17 protein-coding genes and 1 other annotated feature are annotated in these 17,689 nt (G+C 35.9%); all 17 genes read right to left on the bottom strand.

The window, feature by feature from the left end; all coding sequences use genetic code 11:
• Positions 1-3: 3 nt before the first annotated feature.
• Positions 4-1,272 (bottom strand): peptidase U32 family protein, encoded by a 1,269-nt coding sequence (locus MHH96_RS22030; RefSeq protein ID WP_341118024.1) that lies wholly within the window; start codon positions 1,270-1,272, stop codon positions 4-6.
• 21 nt (positions 1,273-1,293) lie between these two features.
• Positions 1,294-2,223, bottom strand: a complete 930-nt coding sequence (locus MHH96_RS22035) for a peptidase U32 family protein (RefSeq protein WP_095322641.1) — start codon at positions 2,221-2,223, stop codon at positions 1,294-1,296.
• Between the two features lie 2 nt (positions 2,224-2,225).
• Positions 2,226-2,867 carry an O-methyltransferase gene (locus MHH96_RS22040; protein ID WP_047944028.1) on the bottom strand — a complete coding sequence of 214 codons (642 nt, stop codon included), beginning with the start codon at positions 2,865-2,867 and terminating at the stop codon, positions 2,226-2,228.
• 306 nt (positions 2,868-3,173) lie between these two features.
• A complete protein-coding gene (mltG, locus tag MHH96_RS22045; protein ID WP_082138417.1) occupies positions 3,174-4,322 on the bottom strand; it encodes an endolytic transglycosylase MltG in 1,149 nt (382 codons plus the stop codon).
• A 181-nt stretch (positions 4,323-4,503) separates the two neighbouring features.
• Complete coding sequence (locus MHH96_RS22050) at positions 4,504-4,791, bottom strand: DUF1292 domain-containing protein (protein ID WP_047944340.1); 288 nt, start codon at positions 4,789-4,791, stop codon at positions 4,504-4,506.
• A gap of 12 nt (positions 4,792-4,803) precedes the next feature.
• A complete protein-coding gene (gene ruvX / locus MHH96_RS22055; protein WP_047944339.1) occupies positions 4,804-5,220 on the bottom strand; it encodes a Holliday junction resolvase RuvX in 417 nt (138 codons plus the stop codon).
• 4 nt (positions 5,221-5,224) lie between these two features.
• Positions 5,225-5,491 (bottom strand): IreB family regulatory phosphoprotein, encoded by a 267-nt coding sequence (locus MHH96_RS22060; RefSeq protein WP_047944338.1) that lies wholly within the window; start codon positions 5,489-5,491, stop codon positions 5,225-5,227.
• Positions 5,492-5,565: 74 nt separating this feature from the next.
• Positions 5,566-8,193: an alanine--tRNA ligase gene (alaS, locus tag MHH96_RS22065; RefSeq protein WP_061800775.1), complete on the bottom strand. Its 2,628-nt coding sequence runs from the start codon at positions 8,191-8,193 to the stop codon at positions 5,566-5,568.
• A gap of 85 nt (positions 8,194-8,278) precedes the next feature.
• Positions 8,279-8,510: a binding site (T-box leader), on the bottom strand.
• 59 nt (positions 8,511-8,569) lie between these two features.
• Positions 8,570-9,649: an AI-2E family transporter gene (locus tag MHH96_RS22070; protein ID WP_047944336.1), complete on the bottom strand. Its 1,080-nt coding sequence runs from the start codon at positions 9,647-9,649 to the stop codon at positions 8,570-8,572.
• 288 nt (positions 9,650-9,937) lie between these two features.
• Positions 9,938-10,069, bottom strand: a complete 132-nt coding sequence (locus MHH96_RS22075; RefSeq protein WP_082810098.1) for a YrzQ family protein — start codon at positions 10,067-10,069, stop codon at positions 9,938-9,940.
• A gap of 54 nt (positions 10,070-10,123) precedes the next feature.
• Complete coding sequence (locus tag MHH96_RS22080; RefSeq protein ID WP_047944344.1) at positions 10,124-10,312, bottom strand: hypothetical protein; 189 nt, start codon at positions 10,310-10,312, stop codon at positions 10,124-10,126.
• 294 nt (positions 10,313-10,606) lie between these two features.
• Positions 10,607-13,033: an SF1B family DNA helicase RecD2 gene (gene recD2, locus MHH96_RS22085; protein ID WP_341118025.1), complete on the bottom strand. Its 2,427-nt coding sequence runs from the start codon at positions 13,031-13,033 to the stop codon at positions 10,607-10,609.
• A gap of 43 nt (positions 13,034-13,076) precedes the next feature.
• Positions 13,077-13,727, bottom strand: a complete 651-nt coding sequence (locus MHH96_RS22090) for a tetratricopeptide repeat protein (RefSeq protein WP_047944334.1) — start codon at positions 13,725-13,727, stop codon at positions 13,077-13,079.
• Between the two features lie 157 nt (positions 13,728-13,884).
• Positions 13,885-15,000, bottom strand: a complete 1,116-nt coding sequence (gene mnmA, locus MHH96_RS22095) for a tRNA 2-thiouridine(34) synthase MnmA (protein WP_061800780.1) — start codon at positions 14,998-15,000, stop codon at positions 13,885-13,887.
• A 47-nt stretch (positions 15,001-15,047) separates the two neighbouring features.
• A complete protein-coding gene (locus tag MHH96_RS22100) occupies positions 15,048-16,190 on the bottom strand; it encodes a cysteine desulfurase family protein (protein WP_047944331.1) in 1,143 nt (380 codons plus the stop codon).
• Positions 16,191-16,333: 143 nt separating this feature from the next.
• The gene (gene cymR / locus MHH96_RS22105) at positions 16,334-16,753 is read right to left on the bottom strand and encodes a cysteine metabolism transcriptional regulator CymR (protein WP_047944330.1); all 420 of its coding nucleotides are present in this window, start codon (positions 16,751-16,753) and stop codon (positions 16,334-16,336) included.
• On the bottom strand, positions 16,753-17,436 hold the full coding sequence (locus MHH96_RS22110; RefSeq protein WP_341118026.1) for a YczE/YyaS/YitT family protein: 684 nt from the start codon (positions 17,434-17,436) through the stop codon (positions 16,753-16,755). Before MHH96_RS22110 ends, cymR begins: the two co-directional genes overlap by 1 nt.
• Between the last annotated feature and the right edge of the window lie 253 nt (positions 17,437-17,689).

The raw sequence follows: 17,689 nt of genomic DNA on the forward strand, positions 1-17,689 counted from the left end.
TGATTAAAGCTCCTTTCGCATCATATTATTTGGATAAACAGGGTGGTCCACTTTAAATTTAACAATTTGTAAGGGATGTCTTGCAGCATCGATTTCCTTCCCGTCTGCATCCCAAATTTTATCAACAACCATTGTAAAATTATCAATTTCCGGACCAAAAAACTCCACTTCCTGCCCCTGTTTGAAGAAGTTTCTTTGTTGTAATGTTACTATTTTTGTCTCTTCATTATAATCGAGCACTAAACCAGCAAAGTCAAAAGTGGTCTTTTTGCTATGATTTCCAAACATTTGCTCTTTATACCCTGGCTGACCTTCAAAGAAGGCAGGTGCTGTATCTCGATTTGCACATTTATCTAGTTCTCTCAGCCATTCCTCTTGAATGACAAAATGATCTGGATCTGCACAATAGGCATCAATCACTTTTCGGTATACACTAACAACTGTAGCAATATAATGAATGGATTTCATTCTACCTTCAATTTTTAAACTGTCTATGCCTAGTTCAATCATACGTGGAATAGATCCGATAAGCTTTAAATCTTTTGGACTCATCGCAAAAGGAGCATCACCTTCAGAGAATAAAGGCTTTTCCTCCGCACCATCTAGCTTGTACAAATCATAATCCCAGCGACATGACTGACAACAACCGCCGCGGTTAGAATCTCGAGCAGTCATATGATTACTCAATGTACAACGACCAGAATATGCGATACACATTGCGCCATGAATGAACGTTTCGATTTCAATATCTACTTTTTCTTTCATTTCTTTTATCTCTTCTGCACTTGTTTCACGAGCAAGCACAACCCGTTCTAATCCTTCTTCCTTCCAATACTGAACTGCCTTCCAGTTAGAAAGAGATTGCTGTGTACTTAAATGTACTTCTATTTCAGGTGCTACTCTACGGCATGTCTCGATAATTAATGGGTCTGCCACAATAATTCCATGTACACCTGCTGACTTTAAGCCCATTAAGTAATCTTCTAAACCGTCAATATTTTCATTATGTGCAAATATATTGGTAGTAACATATATTTTGGCTTGATATTTCTTAGCAAACTCCACTCCCTCTTTCATTTCTTCAAAAGTGAAGTTTCCAGCATTCGAACGAAGTCCATATTCTTGTCCACCAATAAAGACAGCATCTGCACCGTATGTAACAGCAATTTTTAATTTCTCTAAATTACCAGCAGGCGCTAGCAGTTCCGGTTTCTTTACAATTACTCTTTTTCCATCTCTTATTTCAGAAATAGGATCCTTAACTAATGTCATTTTCCCTTCTCCTCCACTTGTTTAGTAAACCGTTTCTTTAAAGAAAAATCCTGTATCCAATGGTCTATTAGGTGGTTGAATTTTTTCTATCTCAGCAAGTAAATGATCTTTTTCTTCTTCATATCGATCTGGATCATTTAAATACAAAGTCATTGCTTGATGATATAGTCCAGTAACAGCAAGAATATAGCTTGGTTCTTTCAAAAGACCGTCGATTTTAAATGAATCAATGCCAGCATCCAATAGGTCTGAAAGCTCATCAATGATACAAATGTCATTTGGACTCATAATATGTGTCCCATTTTCATCCTGAAAAATCGGGTATTTGTTTTCTCTTTCTTTATCATGCAAGAAGAAGTTCTTATCTGATTTGCTTGCTTCCAATTCCACTTCTTTCCCTTGATATTGAAAGTAATGTTCTAGTAAAGTACGTTTTGATTGAAACATCGTTGTCATTCCATGAACTTGGATTTCAATCTCCACTTCTGCATTTTCTTTCGTCTCAATGATGGCATCCATGCTAATTTCTCTTGCAAGGACCGCTCTTTTTGCACCTTTTCGTCCCCAATAATTACACGTGTACCAGTTTGTCCCTGTTGTTTCTGTATTCCAATGCAGTTTCATATTTGGTGCAACTTCTCTGGCAAGCATTAAAACAGCTGGATCCCCATAATATATTGCATCCGCATTTACAGACACTAAAAACCGAAGATATTCTGTTACATCTTCAATTTTATCATTATGAAAAATTGCATTTACAGCCACATATACTTTTTTCTCTCTTTGGTGTGCGATTTCAATCGCCTTTTTTACATCGTCCCGATTAAATTCACCGGCTAATCTCAAACCAAATTTTTGTTCACCAATAACAAAAGCATCTGCCCCATTATCAATAAGCGGCTCTATATCGTTTATACTGGTTGGCGTTACTAGTAATTCCGGTTTTTTCATTCTTATCCCCTCTTTTTACTAATTGCAATACCGTCTCCCACAGGCAAGATTGCTGTGTGATAATCCTGATTTCCCATAAGCCATTGATTATAATTTCTTATTTTACGTACTAATTGACGAAGGTTTCTACTATCTATCTCTTCTGCTGCCACTAAACCATGAAACAATATATTATCTGTATACACGATTCCGTCATTCGATAAAAACGGACTGTAAAGATCGAAAAACTTTTGATACTGTCCCTTTGCAGCATCGATAAAGATAGCATCAAACGGCCCATATTGCTGAACTATAGAACCTAATTCAAGGGCATCACCTTGTAATAGGACAATTTGTGCTTCAAGCTTAAACTTTTCGACATTTTCCTTCGCTACTAAATACCTTTGTTCATCTCTTTCCAACGTAACTATTTGAGACGATGGTAATGCTTCCGCCATTCTTATTGCCGAATATCCTATCGCCGTGCCTACTTCTAATATTTTTTTAGGCTGCTGAATTCGTAGTAATTGTAATAATGTTTCAATCCCTATTAACTCCATAATGGGAACTTCATTTTGTTTCGCATATTGTTCCATTTCACTTATCTGGTTATTTCTTTCTGGAATTAAATTTTCAATATACTCCAGGATTTGTTTATTTTGCAAGGATGAGTCCCTCCTAATTAATCCATAAAGCCCTATCCTTTTGTCTTCTACCTAAAAATAGTTAGCTTCTTATTAAGAACCTAACACATCAAAAAAGTGTATATAATTTGGGTATTTCATTAAAGGTATACTCAAAAACACTTGTACCATTTTATCATAAAATATAGTAGAATGCTAATAAATCTTCAGATATCAACAGCAATCTACATAAAAGATGACAATTTTTCGAACAATATAACGTAATTTTAAAAAAAGACTACAGTCCAAACATCTTTTTGTTTGACTGTAGTTTTTTGGTGAAGAATGTTAGTCATTCGTAATATATTTTGCTTTCAATTCATTATGTTCATTAAGCGATTTAGAAAAGTACACTTTTCCATCTTTCGAAGCTAAGAAATAGAGATAATCTGTATCATCCGGATGCAGTGCTGCTTCCATAGAAACAGTTCCTGCATTGGCAATTGGTCCAGGTGGTAAGCCTACATTTTGATAGGTATTATAAGGCGAATCTACCTCTAGATCTTTATAATAAACTCTATCCTTATGCTCTCCTAATGCATAAAGTACCGTCGGGTCTGTTTGCAATGGCATCCCTTGTTCGATACGATTATAGAACACACTGGCAATTTTCTTTCTATCCACATTTTTGGTTGCCTCTTCTTCAATTAACGAAGACATTGTTAAAAATTGATGGACGGTTAATTTATCTCGTTCAATTTCCGTTTCATATGCTTTTACTACACTTTCTGTTTTATCAAGCATAACGGAAATAATCGCTTCCAATGTTGGCTTTTCTTCATAATAAGAATAAGTAGCAGGAAATAAATAGCCTTCTAGCGGATATTTGATATTTTTCGCCCAAATTTCTGTTGTTAGTAAATCTGGATATTTGGCCATTAACCCTTTGATAAACGCTTCATCGTTTAATTGTTTCCAAATCTCTTCTTCCTTTTGATTTGTTTTCTTCGCGATAATAGCGGAAATTTCTTTTAATTGTCTTCCTTCAGGTATTGTCATGGTAAAGACAGGTTCTTGCATAATTTTTCCGGTTTTCAAGCTGTCAATAATCTCTTGAATCGACATAGATGGATTCATATGATATTCTCCAGCCATGAAGTTCGACTCATTTTTAAATTTCACATAATATTTAAACACCTTTGCATTTTTTACGAGCCCCTTATCTTCCAGTAATTGAGAAATAGTGCTCACGCCAGAACCGATCGGAACTTCCACTACAATATCTTTATCACTATCTGGATTAACTGGTTTTAATGCTGATTTTATGTAAAAATAACCAGACGTCCCTACCACTGCTACAATCATAATTAATACTAAGGCAACAATGACCACGACTCTTCTGACTAATTTGGCTTCTTGTTGTCTCTGATTTAAATTAGCTATAAATAACTCCTTCTTACTATTTATTGTATTGTTCTCGTCTTTATTATTCGTCAATCTTTTCCCTCCTTGACACTCACCACTCAAACATTTTTTACATATCTCGACCTATTATACTATATTTTGCTAAGGAAGTTGTAGCTTTAAGTGAAATTTACATGCTACTCAAAGCGGAGACTAGAAGTGCACAAAAAAATAAAAAAGAGCCCAAAAGGACTCTTTTTTCATCTATCTGTTATTACTCTTCTTCTTGTTCAGCAAGGAATGTATTTAACATTTCTTCGACTAAATCCCATTCTTCTTCTGTTTCAATTGGAGAAAGTTCACCATCGCCTGTTTCTTCATTTGGAATGAAGGAAGATGCGTGGATATCGATTTCTTCATCATCGCTTTCATCTCCAAGAGGATAATATAATACATATGATTTTCCAAATTCATCTGATTCAAATGTAAATAGAATCTCACATAATTGTTCATTTCCTTGTTCATCTACAACTGTAATTGTATTAGTCTCGCCGTGTTCCATATTTCCACCTCATTATTTTTGACTGTCTAAATATCCTTGCAAAATGATAGATGCAGCCATTTTATCGATTACTTTTTTACGTTTTTTTCTACTAACATCTGCTTCCAATAGAATTCTTTCGGCAGCCATCGTTGTTAGTCGTTCATCCCAAAAAACAACCGGCAGTTCAAATCGTTCTTCTAAAAGCTGCCCGTACATTTGACTAGCTTCTCCACGAAAGCCTATGCTGCCATTCATATTTTTAGGAAGTCCAACCACTATTTTACCTATATCATACTCAACAATCAAGGACGCAATACGTTCAAGTCCAAATTGTTCTTTCTCTTCATCAATTTTAATTGTTTCAATTCCTTGTGCTGTCCATCCTAAAGCATCACTAACAGCAACTCCTACTGTTTTTGAGCCAACATCTAAGCCCATTAATCGCATACGTCTATTCCTCTCGTTGCTGTTTTAAATAAAACTTTACAAGTTCCTCAATAATTTCATCACGTTCTAATTTTCGGATGATATTGCGTGCATCCATGTGACGGGGAATATAAGCGGGATCCCCAGAAAGTAAATAACCAACAATTTGATTAATTGGGTTATAGCCTTTTTCTTGCAGTGCATCGTATACTTGATAAAGTACTTCTTTTACATCATGTTCATATGGTTCTTCTGGAAAATTGAATCTCATTGTTTTATCAAATGAGCTCATTTTGAACACCCCATTTCCTTTTCGAACAATTTCTGTTAAGAGTTATCTACATTTTACACTACTTGTCCTTAATATCAAACGGATTTTACATATTCTTGTACAAATTCTAATGCTTCATTTAATTTAGAAGGATCTTTACCGCCTGCTTGAGCCATATCTGGACGGCCCCCTCCGCCGCCTCCACAAATGGAAGCTACTTCTTTTACTATCTTCCCTGCGTGGAAACCTTTATCCATTAAATCTTTGGTTACACCTGCAATAATATTTACTTTTCCTTCATTGACACTTCCAAGTACTAATACGACAGAATCTATTTTTTGTTTTAATTCATCTGCCATTGTACGAAGATTATTCATATCTACATTTGGGATAGAAGCTGCTAATACTGGGACTTCATTGACTAATTTTACTTGATCAACCAGATTTCCTGCTTCAATATTGCTTAGTTTTGCAGCAAGTGATTCATTTTCCCGTTGTAATTGCTTTACTTCTGTAAGAAGACTGTCAACGCGAGTAGCAACATCTTTGGGACTTGTTTTTAATTTATTCGCCGCTTCTTTTAATAAGTGGATTTGATCTGTCAGTTGTTGGTATGCTGCTTGTCCAGTTACTGCTTCAATACGTCTTGTTCCTGCACCAATTCCAGCTTCCGAAACAATTTTAAATAAACCAATTGCTGAAGTATTATCAACATGACAGCCGCCGCATAATTCTAAGCTATACTCACCAACTTGAACAACACGTACTACTTTTCCATATTTCTCACCAAATAAAGCCATTGCACCCATTGCTTTCGCTTCTTCGATATCTTTGTAATCAATTTGGACTGCTATACTTTCCCATATTTTTTCGTTAACGATGCGTTCAATCTCATCTAATTCCTCTGCAGTAATTTGCCCAAAATGAGAAAAATCAAAACGTAAACGATCTGGTTGTACAAGAGATCCTGCCTGATTAACATGTGTTCCTAGAACGTCTTTTAATGCCTGATGCAATAAATGAGTTGCTGTATGGTTCTTTACTATTTTGGAACGATTTTTACTATCCACTTTAGCTGCTAATCGATCATTTAACCTAACAGCTCCTGTTTCAATTATTCCTTTGTGTAAATTTTGACCATTTGGCGCTTTCTGAACGTCTTCCACCCTAATTGTTACATGATCGGATTTTAACATTCCTTTGTCAGCAATTTGACCACCGCTTTCAGCATAGAATGGCGTTTTATCTAATATAAACTGGATTTCATCGCCTGCTTCTGCACTCTCTACTTCTAGACCATTTTTTAATAAAGCCACGATTTGCGCTTCAGTCGACCACTGGTCATAACCAATAAATTCACTTTCTACTTTAATATTGCCTAACACTCCACTTTGAACTTGCATGCTGTCAACTTCTTGACGTGCTTTGCGGGCCCGATCCCGCTGACTTTCCATTTCTTTTTCAAAACCTTCATGATCAATTGCCAGACCTTGCTCCTCTGCATATTCCTCTGTAAGTTCAACTGGGAATCCATATGTATCGTACAAACGGAAAATATCTTCTCCAGCAATAACTCCATTGTCTTTTGCTTTCTCCATTACTTCTGAAAGAATTGCAAGACCTTCATTTAATGTTTCATGGAATCGTTCTTCTTCACTTTTCATTACTTTTTGAATAAATTCTGTCTTTTCTTTTACAGTTGGATAATAATCAACCATAATTTCTGCAACTACTGGAACTAATTCAAACATAAATGGTCTGTTAATATTAATTTTCTTTGCATAACGAACTGCTCTGCGCAATAAACGTCGTAATACATAGCCTCTACCTTCATTTGATGGCAGAGCTCCGTCTCCTATCGCAAAAGCAACTGTACGTATATGGTCTGCGATTACTTTAAATGCTTCATCGCTTAAAGAATCCTTTCCATACTCGGCATCTGCCAATTGTTCAGTCGCACGAATAATCGGCATAAATAAATCTGTATCAAAGTTTGTTGGAACATTTTGAACAACAGACGCCATACGCTCCAAGCCCATACCTGTATCAATATTCTTCTTTGGCAGTGGTGTATAAGTGCCGTCTGGATTATGGTTAAATTCAGAGAAAACAAGGTTCCATACTTCTAAGTAACGATCATTTTCTCCACCTGGATATAATTCTGGATCGTTGATATCATTTCCATATTCTGGACCACGGTCATAGAATATTTCTGTATTAGGGCCACTTGGGCCTTCACCTATGTCCCAGAAATTACCTTCTAAGCGAATGATGCGATTCTCCGGTATGCCAATTTTATCTCTCCATAAAACATATGCTTCTTCATCCTCAGGATGGATGGTTACAGAAAGCTTCTCTTTATCAAAGCCAATCCATTTTTCATCTGTCAAGAACTCCCAAGCCCATTCGATTGCTTCTTCTTTAAAATAATCCCCAATCGAAAAGTTACCAAGCATTTCAAAGAAAGTATGGTGACGCGCTGTTTTGCCTACATTTTCAATATCGTTAGTGCGAATTGATTTTTGTGCATTTGTTATTCTAGGGTTTTCAGGAATAACACGACCATCAAAATATTTTTTTAAAGTAGCTACACCACTATTAATCCATAATAATGACGGATCATCATGAGGGACTAAAGAGGCACTTGGCTCAATCGCATGCCCTTTGCCCTGAAAAAATTCTAAAAATTTGCTTCTTATTTCTGCACCAGTTAAGTTTTTCATCACATATCCTCCTATTTTTTCTTATGTATTTGCTACAACCACTAAAGTTTACCGTTTTAAGGCATAAAAAAAACTCCCATCCCTGGACAGGGACGAAAGTATTGCTCGCGGTACCACCCTGATTATGGATAAAAATATATAAAAATAATAAAAAATAATATCCATCTCTCAATATTCCTTAACGCGGAAAACGGCAGTGATTAGCTGCATTCAAGAATTAGCTTTCAATTATCCTTCACCTAGAACTCCTTTCAGCCAAAGGGAATTCCTCTCTTTAGAGTGGTCTATAATCTACTTATTTCTCTCACCATTTTATCGATATATGCTTCATTCGAATTATACTGATTATTAGGCAGTATTGTCAATATTGGTCCATTTATATACGTTTCATTTCTCGTTCTTTTTTTCCAAAATGGGTTTTCATATGAATGATGGCCACTTTTACAATTGATAATAAAGGAACTGCTACAATCATTCCAATCATCCCGCCTATCTCTTCTCCTAGCAATAGCGCAAACATAATAAACAGAGGATGCATATGAGTGCTTTTCCCTACTATATATGGCGATAATATATTTCCTTCGAGAAATTGCAGAATAATAATGATAATCACGACAATAATAATCATTTTCACAGAAACAGTACTTGCTACAATTAATGCTGGAACAGCTCCGATTACCGGTCCAAAGTATGGAATGACATTAGTTATTCCTATGATCATTCCTAATACAAGGGCAAATTTCATATGAAATATCAGAAAAAGAATCATAGAAATAACTCCAATAATTGTACAAACTAATAATTGTCCTCTTATATAGCTGCCTAATGATTCATTTACATCCTCTAAAAATAAGCGAGCACTATTGCGCCATTTATTAGGAATTAATCCATTAAAGCCTTTTCTTACCGCATTTATATCCTTTAACATATAAAAAGAGATAAAGGGAATAAGCATAATTATAATCGAATAATTGACAATCCCCATGGCCCCATTAATTACTTTATTCAAAAGGGATTCCATTTTCCTTTCAAATATGTCAATTCCACGGTCAACTTTATCCTGTAGATTGAGCGGCCAAGACTCCATTTTATTTTGAATCGAATCAATTAAATCTTTATATCGCTCTGCAAGTTTTGGAGCACTAACTGTCAGCTCTTCCAGCTGATCAATAAGAATTGGGATACCTTTATAGATTGCATATCCAATCCCGCCAAAAAATAAAATATAAATAAATGCAACAGACAATCCTCTATGTAAACCTTTTTTATGTAATAATTCTACTATTGGATGAAGTAAGTACGTAAAAAACGCACCAATAATAAAAGGAGTTATAACCTTTGTTATAAGACTTAAAATGGGTAACCATATCGGCGATAGTTTTATAAAAATAAATAAAACAATAAAAAGTAATAAGGTAAATCCTAATCGATAATACCATTTTATTCTTATATCCATTTCCTTTCCTCCCTCCTTAATGTATTGTGAGAGATAATAGGAATTTTTATGCATTTTTTATCTAGTTCTCCATTTCAAATAAACTCTCTTTGTAATCGACTTATGTTTGCTTCCGTCACATAGTGTGGCTGCTGCACAATGGAAAGCCTGCTTGACTATAATTTCAAAACATAATAATAAAATGAAAAAGCCCAAGCACTGATACGAAATTTTTTTGAGTTCTTCGTATCAGTGCTTGGGTTAAAATAGGGCAGGAATTCTTTTCCAGCCTTATCTTCTGACACACCATTAAAACATCTTCATTACTTTTCTCTGCACTTTTTTCAGTTGTTTTTGACTTATCATATTATTTTTTTGCATATAGCTAAGTGCCACTACACCAGCTCCAATAGCTATTGCTGTATTTATCGCTTTACCCATTACTTTGCACCCCTTTTATATGGAAGTGAGCGCCAAGATTACACAAAGACAAACTTAGCTTAATCGACGCTCTTCTTCGTCAAATAAGTCGTCTAAAGAACTTAAGCTTCCATCTTCTTCTACTTGATGTGTATGAATAATCCCTTTCGTAAGCGATAATTCAATAAAGCAATTCCAGCAGTAATATTGATTGATTCCAATTTTCCCAATATCTTTGCTCTGACAATTTGGACATTTGAGCATAGGAAACACCTCATCTTTATTCGTTTCATGAAATATTCCACTTAACATGAAATTTCCAGGTAAGTATTCCCATTATGCTCTATATCCCGTCCAAATATACCAGTGTTTTTAGGAGTTGGCTGTTTTTATTGGCAAGTTAGAATCCAACTGGATTTTTTCGAAGAAGATAGCATTACTATTTTTCACCTAGAACTTAAAAACATGTAGTACAAACATTGGCAAAAAAAATCCCCTAATATGGGGATTTCTCTTTTAAAAATAGAGATTTTCTTAAAAAGTTTGTACCTAAGTAATTTAGGATTCGGATGCTTCCATAAAATCATATGGGGTGATATTTTCCATTCCGATCATTGGATCGATTTGATTGATTTTACCTTCATACAATAAATCAAATGACTTCTCTTTTGTCATTTCCATCGTCTCGTCTGGTTGATATACATCAGCAAATGCCTCTTTGATCTTTTCTTTTAAGGTTGTTTGCCGGTTTAGTTCATCATTTCGGCTGACACCTAATTCCATTGCTTCCAGTTCTCCACATAGAATCAAAAATTGTTTACTTCTAGTTATTCCGGTGTAAATTAAATTTCTTCTTAACATGCGATAATAACTTTTAACAACGGGCATGATGACGATTGGAAACTCACTGCCTTGCGATTTATGGACAGAACAGCAATATGCCAGCGTAATTTGATTTAAATCCTGTCTCGTGTAGGTTGCTTCTATTCCATCAAACGAAACAATAACCATGTCTTGCTTTTCCGTATTTTCCTTCGCATAAAAAATCGATACAATCTCACCCATATCACCATTAAAAACATTGCTTTCTGGCTGATTGACGAGTTGAAGGACTTTATCACCGATACGGTATGTAACCTCTCCAAATTTCAGCTCTTTTCTGGTGCCATCGGGATTAGGATTTAATATTTCTTGTAAGATAGCATTTAAGCGGTCAATTCCTGCTGGTCCTCTATACATCGGGGCCAATACTTGAATATCCATTGGCGCGAAGCCTTTGTTTTTCGCATTCAAAACAATTTTTTCAATTGCCTGCGGAATTTGACTGGAAGAGCACTTTATAAAAGATCGATCCCCTTGGGGCACAAGAAGATTAGCCGGCAGCTGGCCCTTTTTCATTTCATGTGCCAGCTCGATTATCGATGATCCTTCGGCTTGTCGATAAATATCTTTCAACTTAACCGTAGGAATACATGCTGAATCAAGCAGATCTTTTAATACTTGGCCCGGCCCTACTGATGGCAGCTGGTCTTCATCTCCGACAATAATTACTTGAATATGTTCAGGCAAAGCCTTAAATAATTGATGGGCTAGCCAAATATCAACCATCGATGTTTCATCGACGATGAGGATTTTCCCCTCCAAAGGATGATCCTCATCCCGTTCAAATGTTCCAGTGCCATTCCAGCCCAGCAATCGATGAATAGTAACTGCTGGTAAACCTGTCGATTCCGCCATTCGTTTAGCCGCTCGGCCAGTTGGCGCCGCAAGAATAAACGGATAGGGTTCATCGTTTTTATAATCATTAGGTTCTAAAGAACAACCGTGCAATTCACCATATAATTCAACAATTCCCTTTATGACAGTTGTTTTCCCCGTTCCGGGACCACCTGTCAATATTAGCATCGGGGACATAAGCGCTGTTTGAATCGCCTCTCGTTGAGAGGGAGCATATTGAACACCGATACGGTCCTCTAAGTTTCCTAACGCCAGCAGAAATTCCGATTCTGGAAATTGGTCTTTATATTCAGATTGCTCCATTACTCGCTTTATATTTCGTACAAGTCCTTTTTCTGAAAAAAACAAAGAAGGTAAATATATTTTTTTATCCTCAACTATTATTTTTCCTTCTTCCTCTAGCTGAATAACCTGATCTGCTATTTGCGAAAATTCTATCTCCTCTTTTTGATTTTCTTCAAGCAGCGCTTTTACTTTTTCTAGTAAAAATTCCGCATGGAGATAGACATGGCCTTCCTGATTACTGCTCAGCTCTAAAATATACAAACAGCCAGCCTTTAATCGATCTGGATGATTCCCAGTAATTCCAATCTGAGATCCAAGGTCATCTGCTTTTCCAAAACCGATTCCTTCAATATCCTCCACTAATTTATATGGATTTGTCTGGACTATTTCTAGCGTATTTTCTTTATATACCTGATAAATTTTCATCGACAATTGCGGACCAAACCCATATTGATTTAGTGAAACCATCGCTTGCTCTAACCCTTGATTTTTCATTAATGTATCATAGAGGATTTTCGCTTTATCTGATGCAAGTTTGGGCACTGTCTCTAAAATCGATGGCTGATTCATGATTTTAGAGATTGCTTCTTCTCCTAAAGTATCCACAATATTCTCTGCTGTTTTTTCCCCAATCCCTTTAAATAAGTTGCTCGATAAATAAGCAATAACCCCTTGCTTTGTTTGTGGCATTTCTTTTCGAAAGGAAGTCGCCTGCAGCTGTAAACCGAATCTTGGATGCTCTTTAAAATCACCAAAGTAAGTATACGTCTCTTCTTCGTTCATCTTTGGTAAATAGCCAGTAATTACCGCTTCTTTATCGTCATAATCATGATTCGTTTCATCAACTCGTATTCTTATCACGGAGTAAAGATTCTGTTCATTGTGAAAAATGGTAACAAGATGCCGTCCCTTTACATACTTTTTTTCATTTTCAAAAAGATCCAAAGAGTTCTGCTCGTTCAACTGAATTCCTCCTTTCTTCCTTTATATTTCATGTCTCTTTCCCTTACTTTTCTTCGATAATTTGCTTTCCGTAACCAGCAAGAAGATGATCTGGCTGAATTTCCAGCGCCTTATTGAACATTTCAACTGCTTTCGCTGTTTTTTCTTTAAAACCATAGGCAACGCCTAAATTGTAATAAGCATCTGCATGAGTGGCATCCAATGCTATACAGGATTGAAATTGTGTGATTGCTTCTTCAATATATTCATTCTGTGCCAAACAGAGCCCTAGCTGAAAGAATGCCTCCGCATCTTGACTATTAAGTTCCACTGCTCTTTGAAAATAAGGAATTGCCAGTTTCCCTTTATCTAATCCAACATAAGTAAGTCCAAGCATAAAGAAATTATCACTTGTTTCGAGGCCCTTTTCTAATGCTAGTTCAAACATATTCTTTGCGGATTCTAAATTTTCTTTTTCATAATAAACGGTCCCTGCACTATAATAGGCTGCTGCCGTTGTATCATCTATTTCAATCGCCTTTTGGTAGAAAGATAATGCCCTTGTATCATCTCCTAAAGCTGATAAAACATTGCCAAAATTAACATAAGAAACAGCATTGTTCGGATTCTTCTCAATCTCTTCCATAAAAAACTTTGCTGCTTCTTCCCATTTACCTTCTTGCATATATTGTATTCCTAATTGACTATTATCCATCTTAAAACACTCCATTTCTTATTGGTAGTATAGCATATTTTCTAATCAAAAAATGAGAAAAGCAACTAGCAAATCCTCTTATTACAGGAGAATTGCCAGCTGCTTTTTGCCATATGTAAAAACTGTCGACTAATTAATGTTAGTCGACAGTTCATCCTTAACCTACATATGTTAATCTTTCATTATCACGGAACACTTTATCAATCGTTCCTCCGCCTAAGCATTCTTCTCCTTGATAGAATACAACTGCTTGTCCTGGCGTTACCGCACGAATTGGTTCGTGGAAGATAACTTTGACTGTATTTTCATCGATAACCTCTACCGTCACTTTATTATCTGGTTGACGGTAACGGAATTTAGCTGTGCATTCAAATGATGTACCAATGCGATCTTTTGATACCCAGCTAACATTGGTCGCAATAATGCTGTCAGAATAAAGCAATTCGTGGTGGAAGCCTTGTCCAACATATAAGACATTTCGTTTTAAATCTTTGCCTATAACAAACCAAGGTTCTCCACTTCCGCCGATGCCAAGACCATGTCTTTGACCGATTGTATAATACATAAGTCCATCATGACGGCCAATTACTTCTCCATTCATTGTTTCCATATTTCCTTTTTGCGCAGGAAGATATCCGCTTAAGAATTCTTTGAAATTACGCTCTCCAATGAAACAGATACCTGTGCTGTCTTTTTTGGTTGCCGTTGCTAGATTTGCTTTAGCAGCAAGTTCGCGAACCTTTGATTTTTCCATACCGCCAATAGGGAACATTACTTTGCTTAATTGTTCTTCTGTTAGTTGATTTAAAAAATATGTTTGGTCTTTATTATCATCTTTCCCTCTAAGCATGCGCACTTGACCATCTTCTCTGACTACTTGTGCATAGTGCCCTGTTGCAAGATAATCAGCTCCAAGACTCATTGCATGCTCTAAGAAAGCTTTAAATTTAATTTCTTTATTACACATTACATCGGGATTAGGTGTTCTCCCCGCTTTATATTCATCAAGAAAATAAGTGAACACTTTATCCCAGTATTGTTTTTCAAAGTTCACCGCATAATAAGGAATCTCTAACTGATTGCAGACACGAATGACATCTTCATAATCCTCTGTTGCAGTGCAGACACCGAATTCGTCTGTATCGTCCCAGTTTTTCATGAATATACCGATAACATCATAGCCTTGTTCTTTTAAAAGTAGTGCAGCAACTGATGAGTCAACTCCACCAGACATTCCTACTACTACACGGGTATCTTTTGGTGCTTTTTCCATTTTCCATTTCCCCCTTAGCCCTTCCCTTTACATGGAAGGGAAGGTTATCATTTTGTCAGACGGTTAATGATTTTGACTAACTCATGACCGACCTTTTCTATTTGTTGTTCCGTATTATTTAATCCAAAGCTAAATCGAATGGAATTTTTTGTTCTTTCCGATTCTTTGCCAAACATGCTTACTAACACATGAGAAGGTTCGATTGATCCAGCAGTACATGCAGAACCACTAGAAGCAGCAATACCCGCTAAGTCAAGATTAACTAACATTGCTTCCACATTTGTACCGGGAAAGCTTAAGTTTAAAACATGTGGCAAGGTATTATCAACTAATCCGTTTTGCTTAAAAGAAATATTATTATCTTTTAAGATACCTGTAAGGATTTCTTTATATTTTTTAAACTGCTCTCTCTTTTGCAATCTATTTTGTTGAGAAATTTCTACTGCTAGCTGAAAGCCTGCTAAAGAAGGAACGTTCTCAGTGCCAGCTCTTCTTTTTTTCTCTTGTTCTCCACCAAATAATTGAGGATTTAGTTTAATGCCGTTTTTAACATATAAAAACCCTATTCCTTTAGGACCATTAATCTTATGAGAAGAAACAGATAAAAGGTCGATGTGCTGTTCTTTTACATCAATATCTTCTAAACCGTAGGCTTGTACCGCATCTGTATGGAAGACAGCAGGATGATTTTTTAACAATAAGCCAATTTCTTTTATCGGTTGAATCGCACCCACTTCATTATTGCCATACATAATCGTAACAAGAATTGTATCTTCTCTTAATGCTGATTTGAATTCATTCAAATCTATTAGTCCGTATTCATTTACAGAAAGATAAGTAACCTCGTAGCCCTTTTTCTCTAATTCTTGGCAAGCATGTAATACGGCATGGTGTTCAATTTCCGTTGTGATAATATGTTTTCCTTTTGCTTCTTTTCCTTCTGCAATTCCAAAGATAGCGTAATTATCTGCCTCTGTACCACCGCTAGTAAAAATAATTTCATTTTCGTGAGCACCTATACTAGAAGCAGCTACTGCTCTAGCCTTATCCAATATATTTCTTGCCTGTCTTCCATAGGCATGAATACTTGAAGGATTGCCAAATTGATCTTTCATGACTTCATACATTCTATCGATTACTTTTGGATGCATGGGTGAAGTTGCCGCATGATCCACATAAATATGTTCCAAGTTATTCACCTACAATTAATTAGTTGTGATCATTTCAGTTTTCTATTTTTGCCCAATACTTAAAAAAAATCATACAAAGAGCTTTCTACACACTTGATTGCTATTATACGGAAACAGCCATCATTTTTCTAAAATGCAGCTTCTTAAATATAAAACATATAACCATCTGTGCTATCATCTTCTTGATGGTTAGCTAGGTCTTCAATTGTGGTTGAATCTAATACATCTTTTACGGCATCTCTGATTTTCATCCATAGAGCTTTCTTGGCTGGTTCTTCATCTTCGATTCCCTCGACAGGGCTAATAGGCCCTTCTAATATACGAATAATGTCTCCAGCGGTAATTTTATTAGGTTCATCGCCTAATACATATCCACCATACGCTCCACGAATACTGCGCACATAACCAGCATTACGCAATGGAGCAACTAATTGTTCCAAATAATGCTCTGATAAATTATTGGTTTGAGCAATTGATTTTAATGAAATCGGTCCCTCTCCGTGCTTCTTTGCTAATTCCATCATAATAGTTAATCCATATCTTCCTTTAGTAGATATCTTCATTATTTTGCCTCCCGCTCCATATTATGTTGGTGAATATTATTCACCGTTCTTTTATTTCGGTCCAATATATAGTTCGTCCATTTAGTACACTGTGGGATACTCCATCCCGCAACTCTTCCTATTAAAGCAGCATAGATAATCGTTCCCCATGATACAGGTCCACCAAGTATCCATCCTACTATTAAAACAATTGCCTCCATCAATAATCTCGTTCTTGCAATACTCCCGCCAAATTTTTCTGATAAGACTATCATAAGACTATCTCTCGGTCCTGCACCAAGTTTCGCAGAAATATAGAATCCCATTCCATAGCCCATTATAATCAATCCAATTAAAAACATAATCCATTTTTGATAAAGGGTCGCAGGGGTATTCATAAAGGGAAGAAGTAGAAAAATATCAATAAATACTCCTACTAACACCATATTTAATAAAGCACCAAAAGGAGGAAGTTTTTTTGAAAGGATGGCAACTATCAATAGGATTAAAAAACCAACTATTATTGCCCAGCTGCCGATGGTCAGACCAAACTGAATATGCAATCCAATATTCAAGACATCCCATGGGGCTGAACCTAAATTTGCTGTAATAACTAACACAATGCCTAATGACATAATCAAAAGCCCTATTATAAAAATAAAAAGTCGTTGAACTGGTTTATCTTGGCCTATTAATGATTTCATCTGGTGCCCCTTTTGCTATCCCTATCGTAAGTGTTTTTTCTGTATAATTGCCATTAAGCATTATAGCATAATTACTTTTATAATTGTTGCAGTAAAGACCTGATATTCATTCTTTATCCAGTATAATTAGTTTATATCCTATCTATTCAATAGGATATCATATTTTTTCGTTTTCGCTAAACTTGCTTTTTTTATTGCTGTATATAGAAGCATCTCTAGATTAAAAAGAAGGAATTCCTCCTTTAGCAAAAGA

Origin of the sequence: Niallia sp. FSL K6-0212, assembly GCF_038007605.1 — a bacterium.
Lineage (GTDB): Bacteria > Bacillota > Bacilli > Bacillales > Cytobacillaceae > Niallia > Niallia circulans.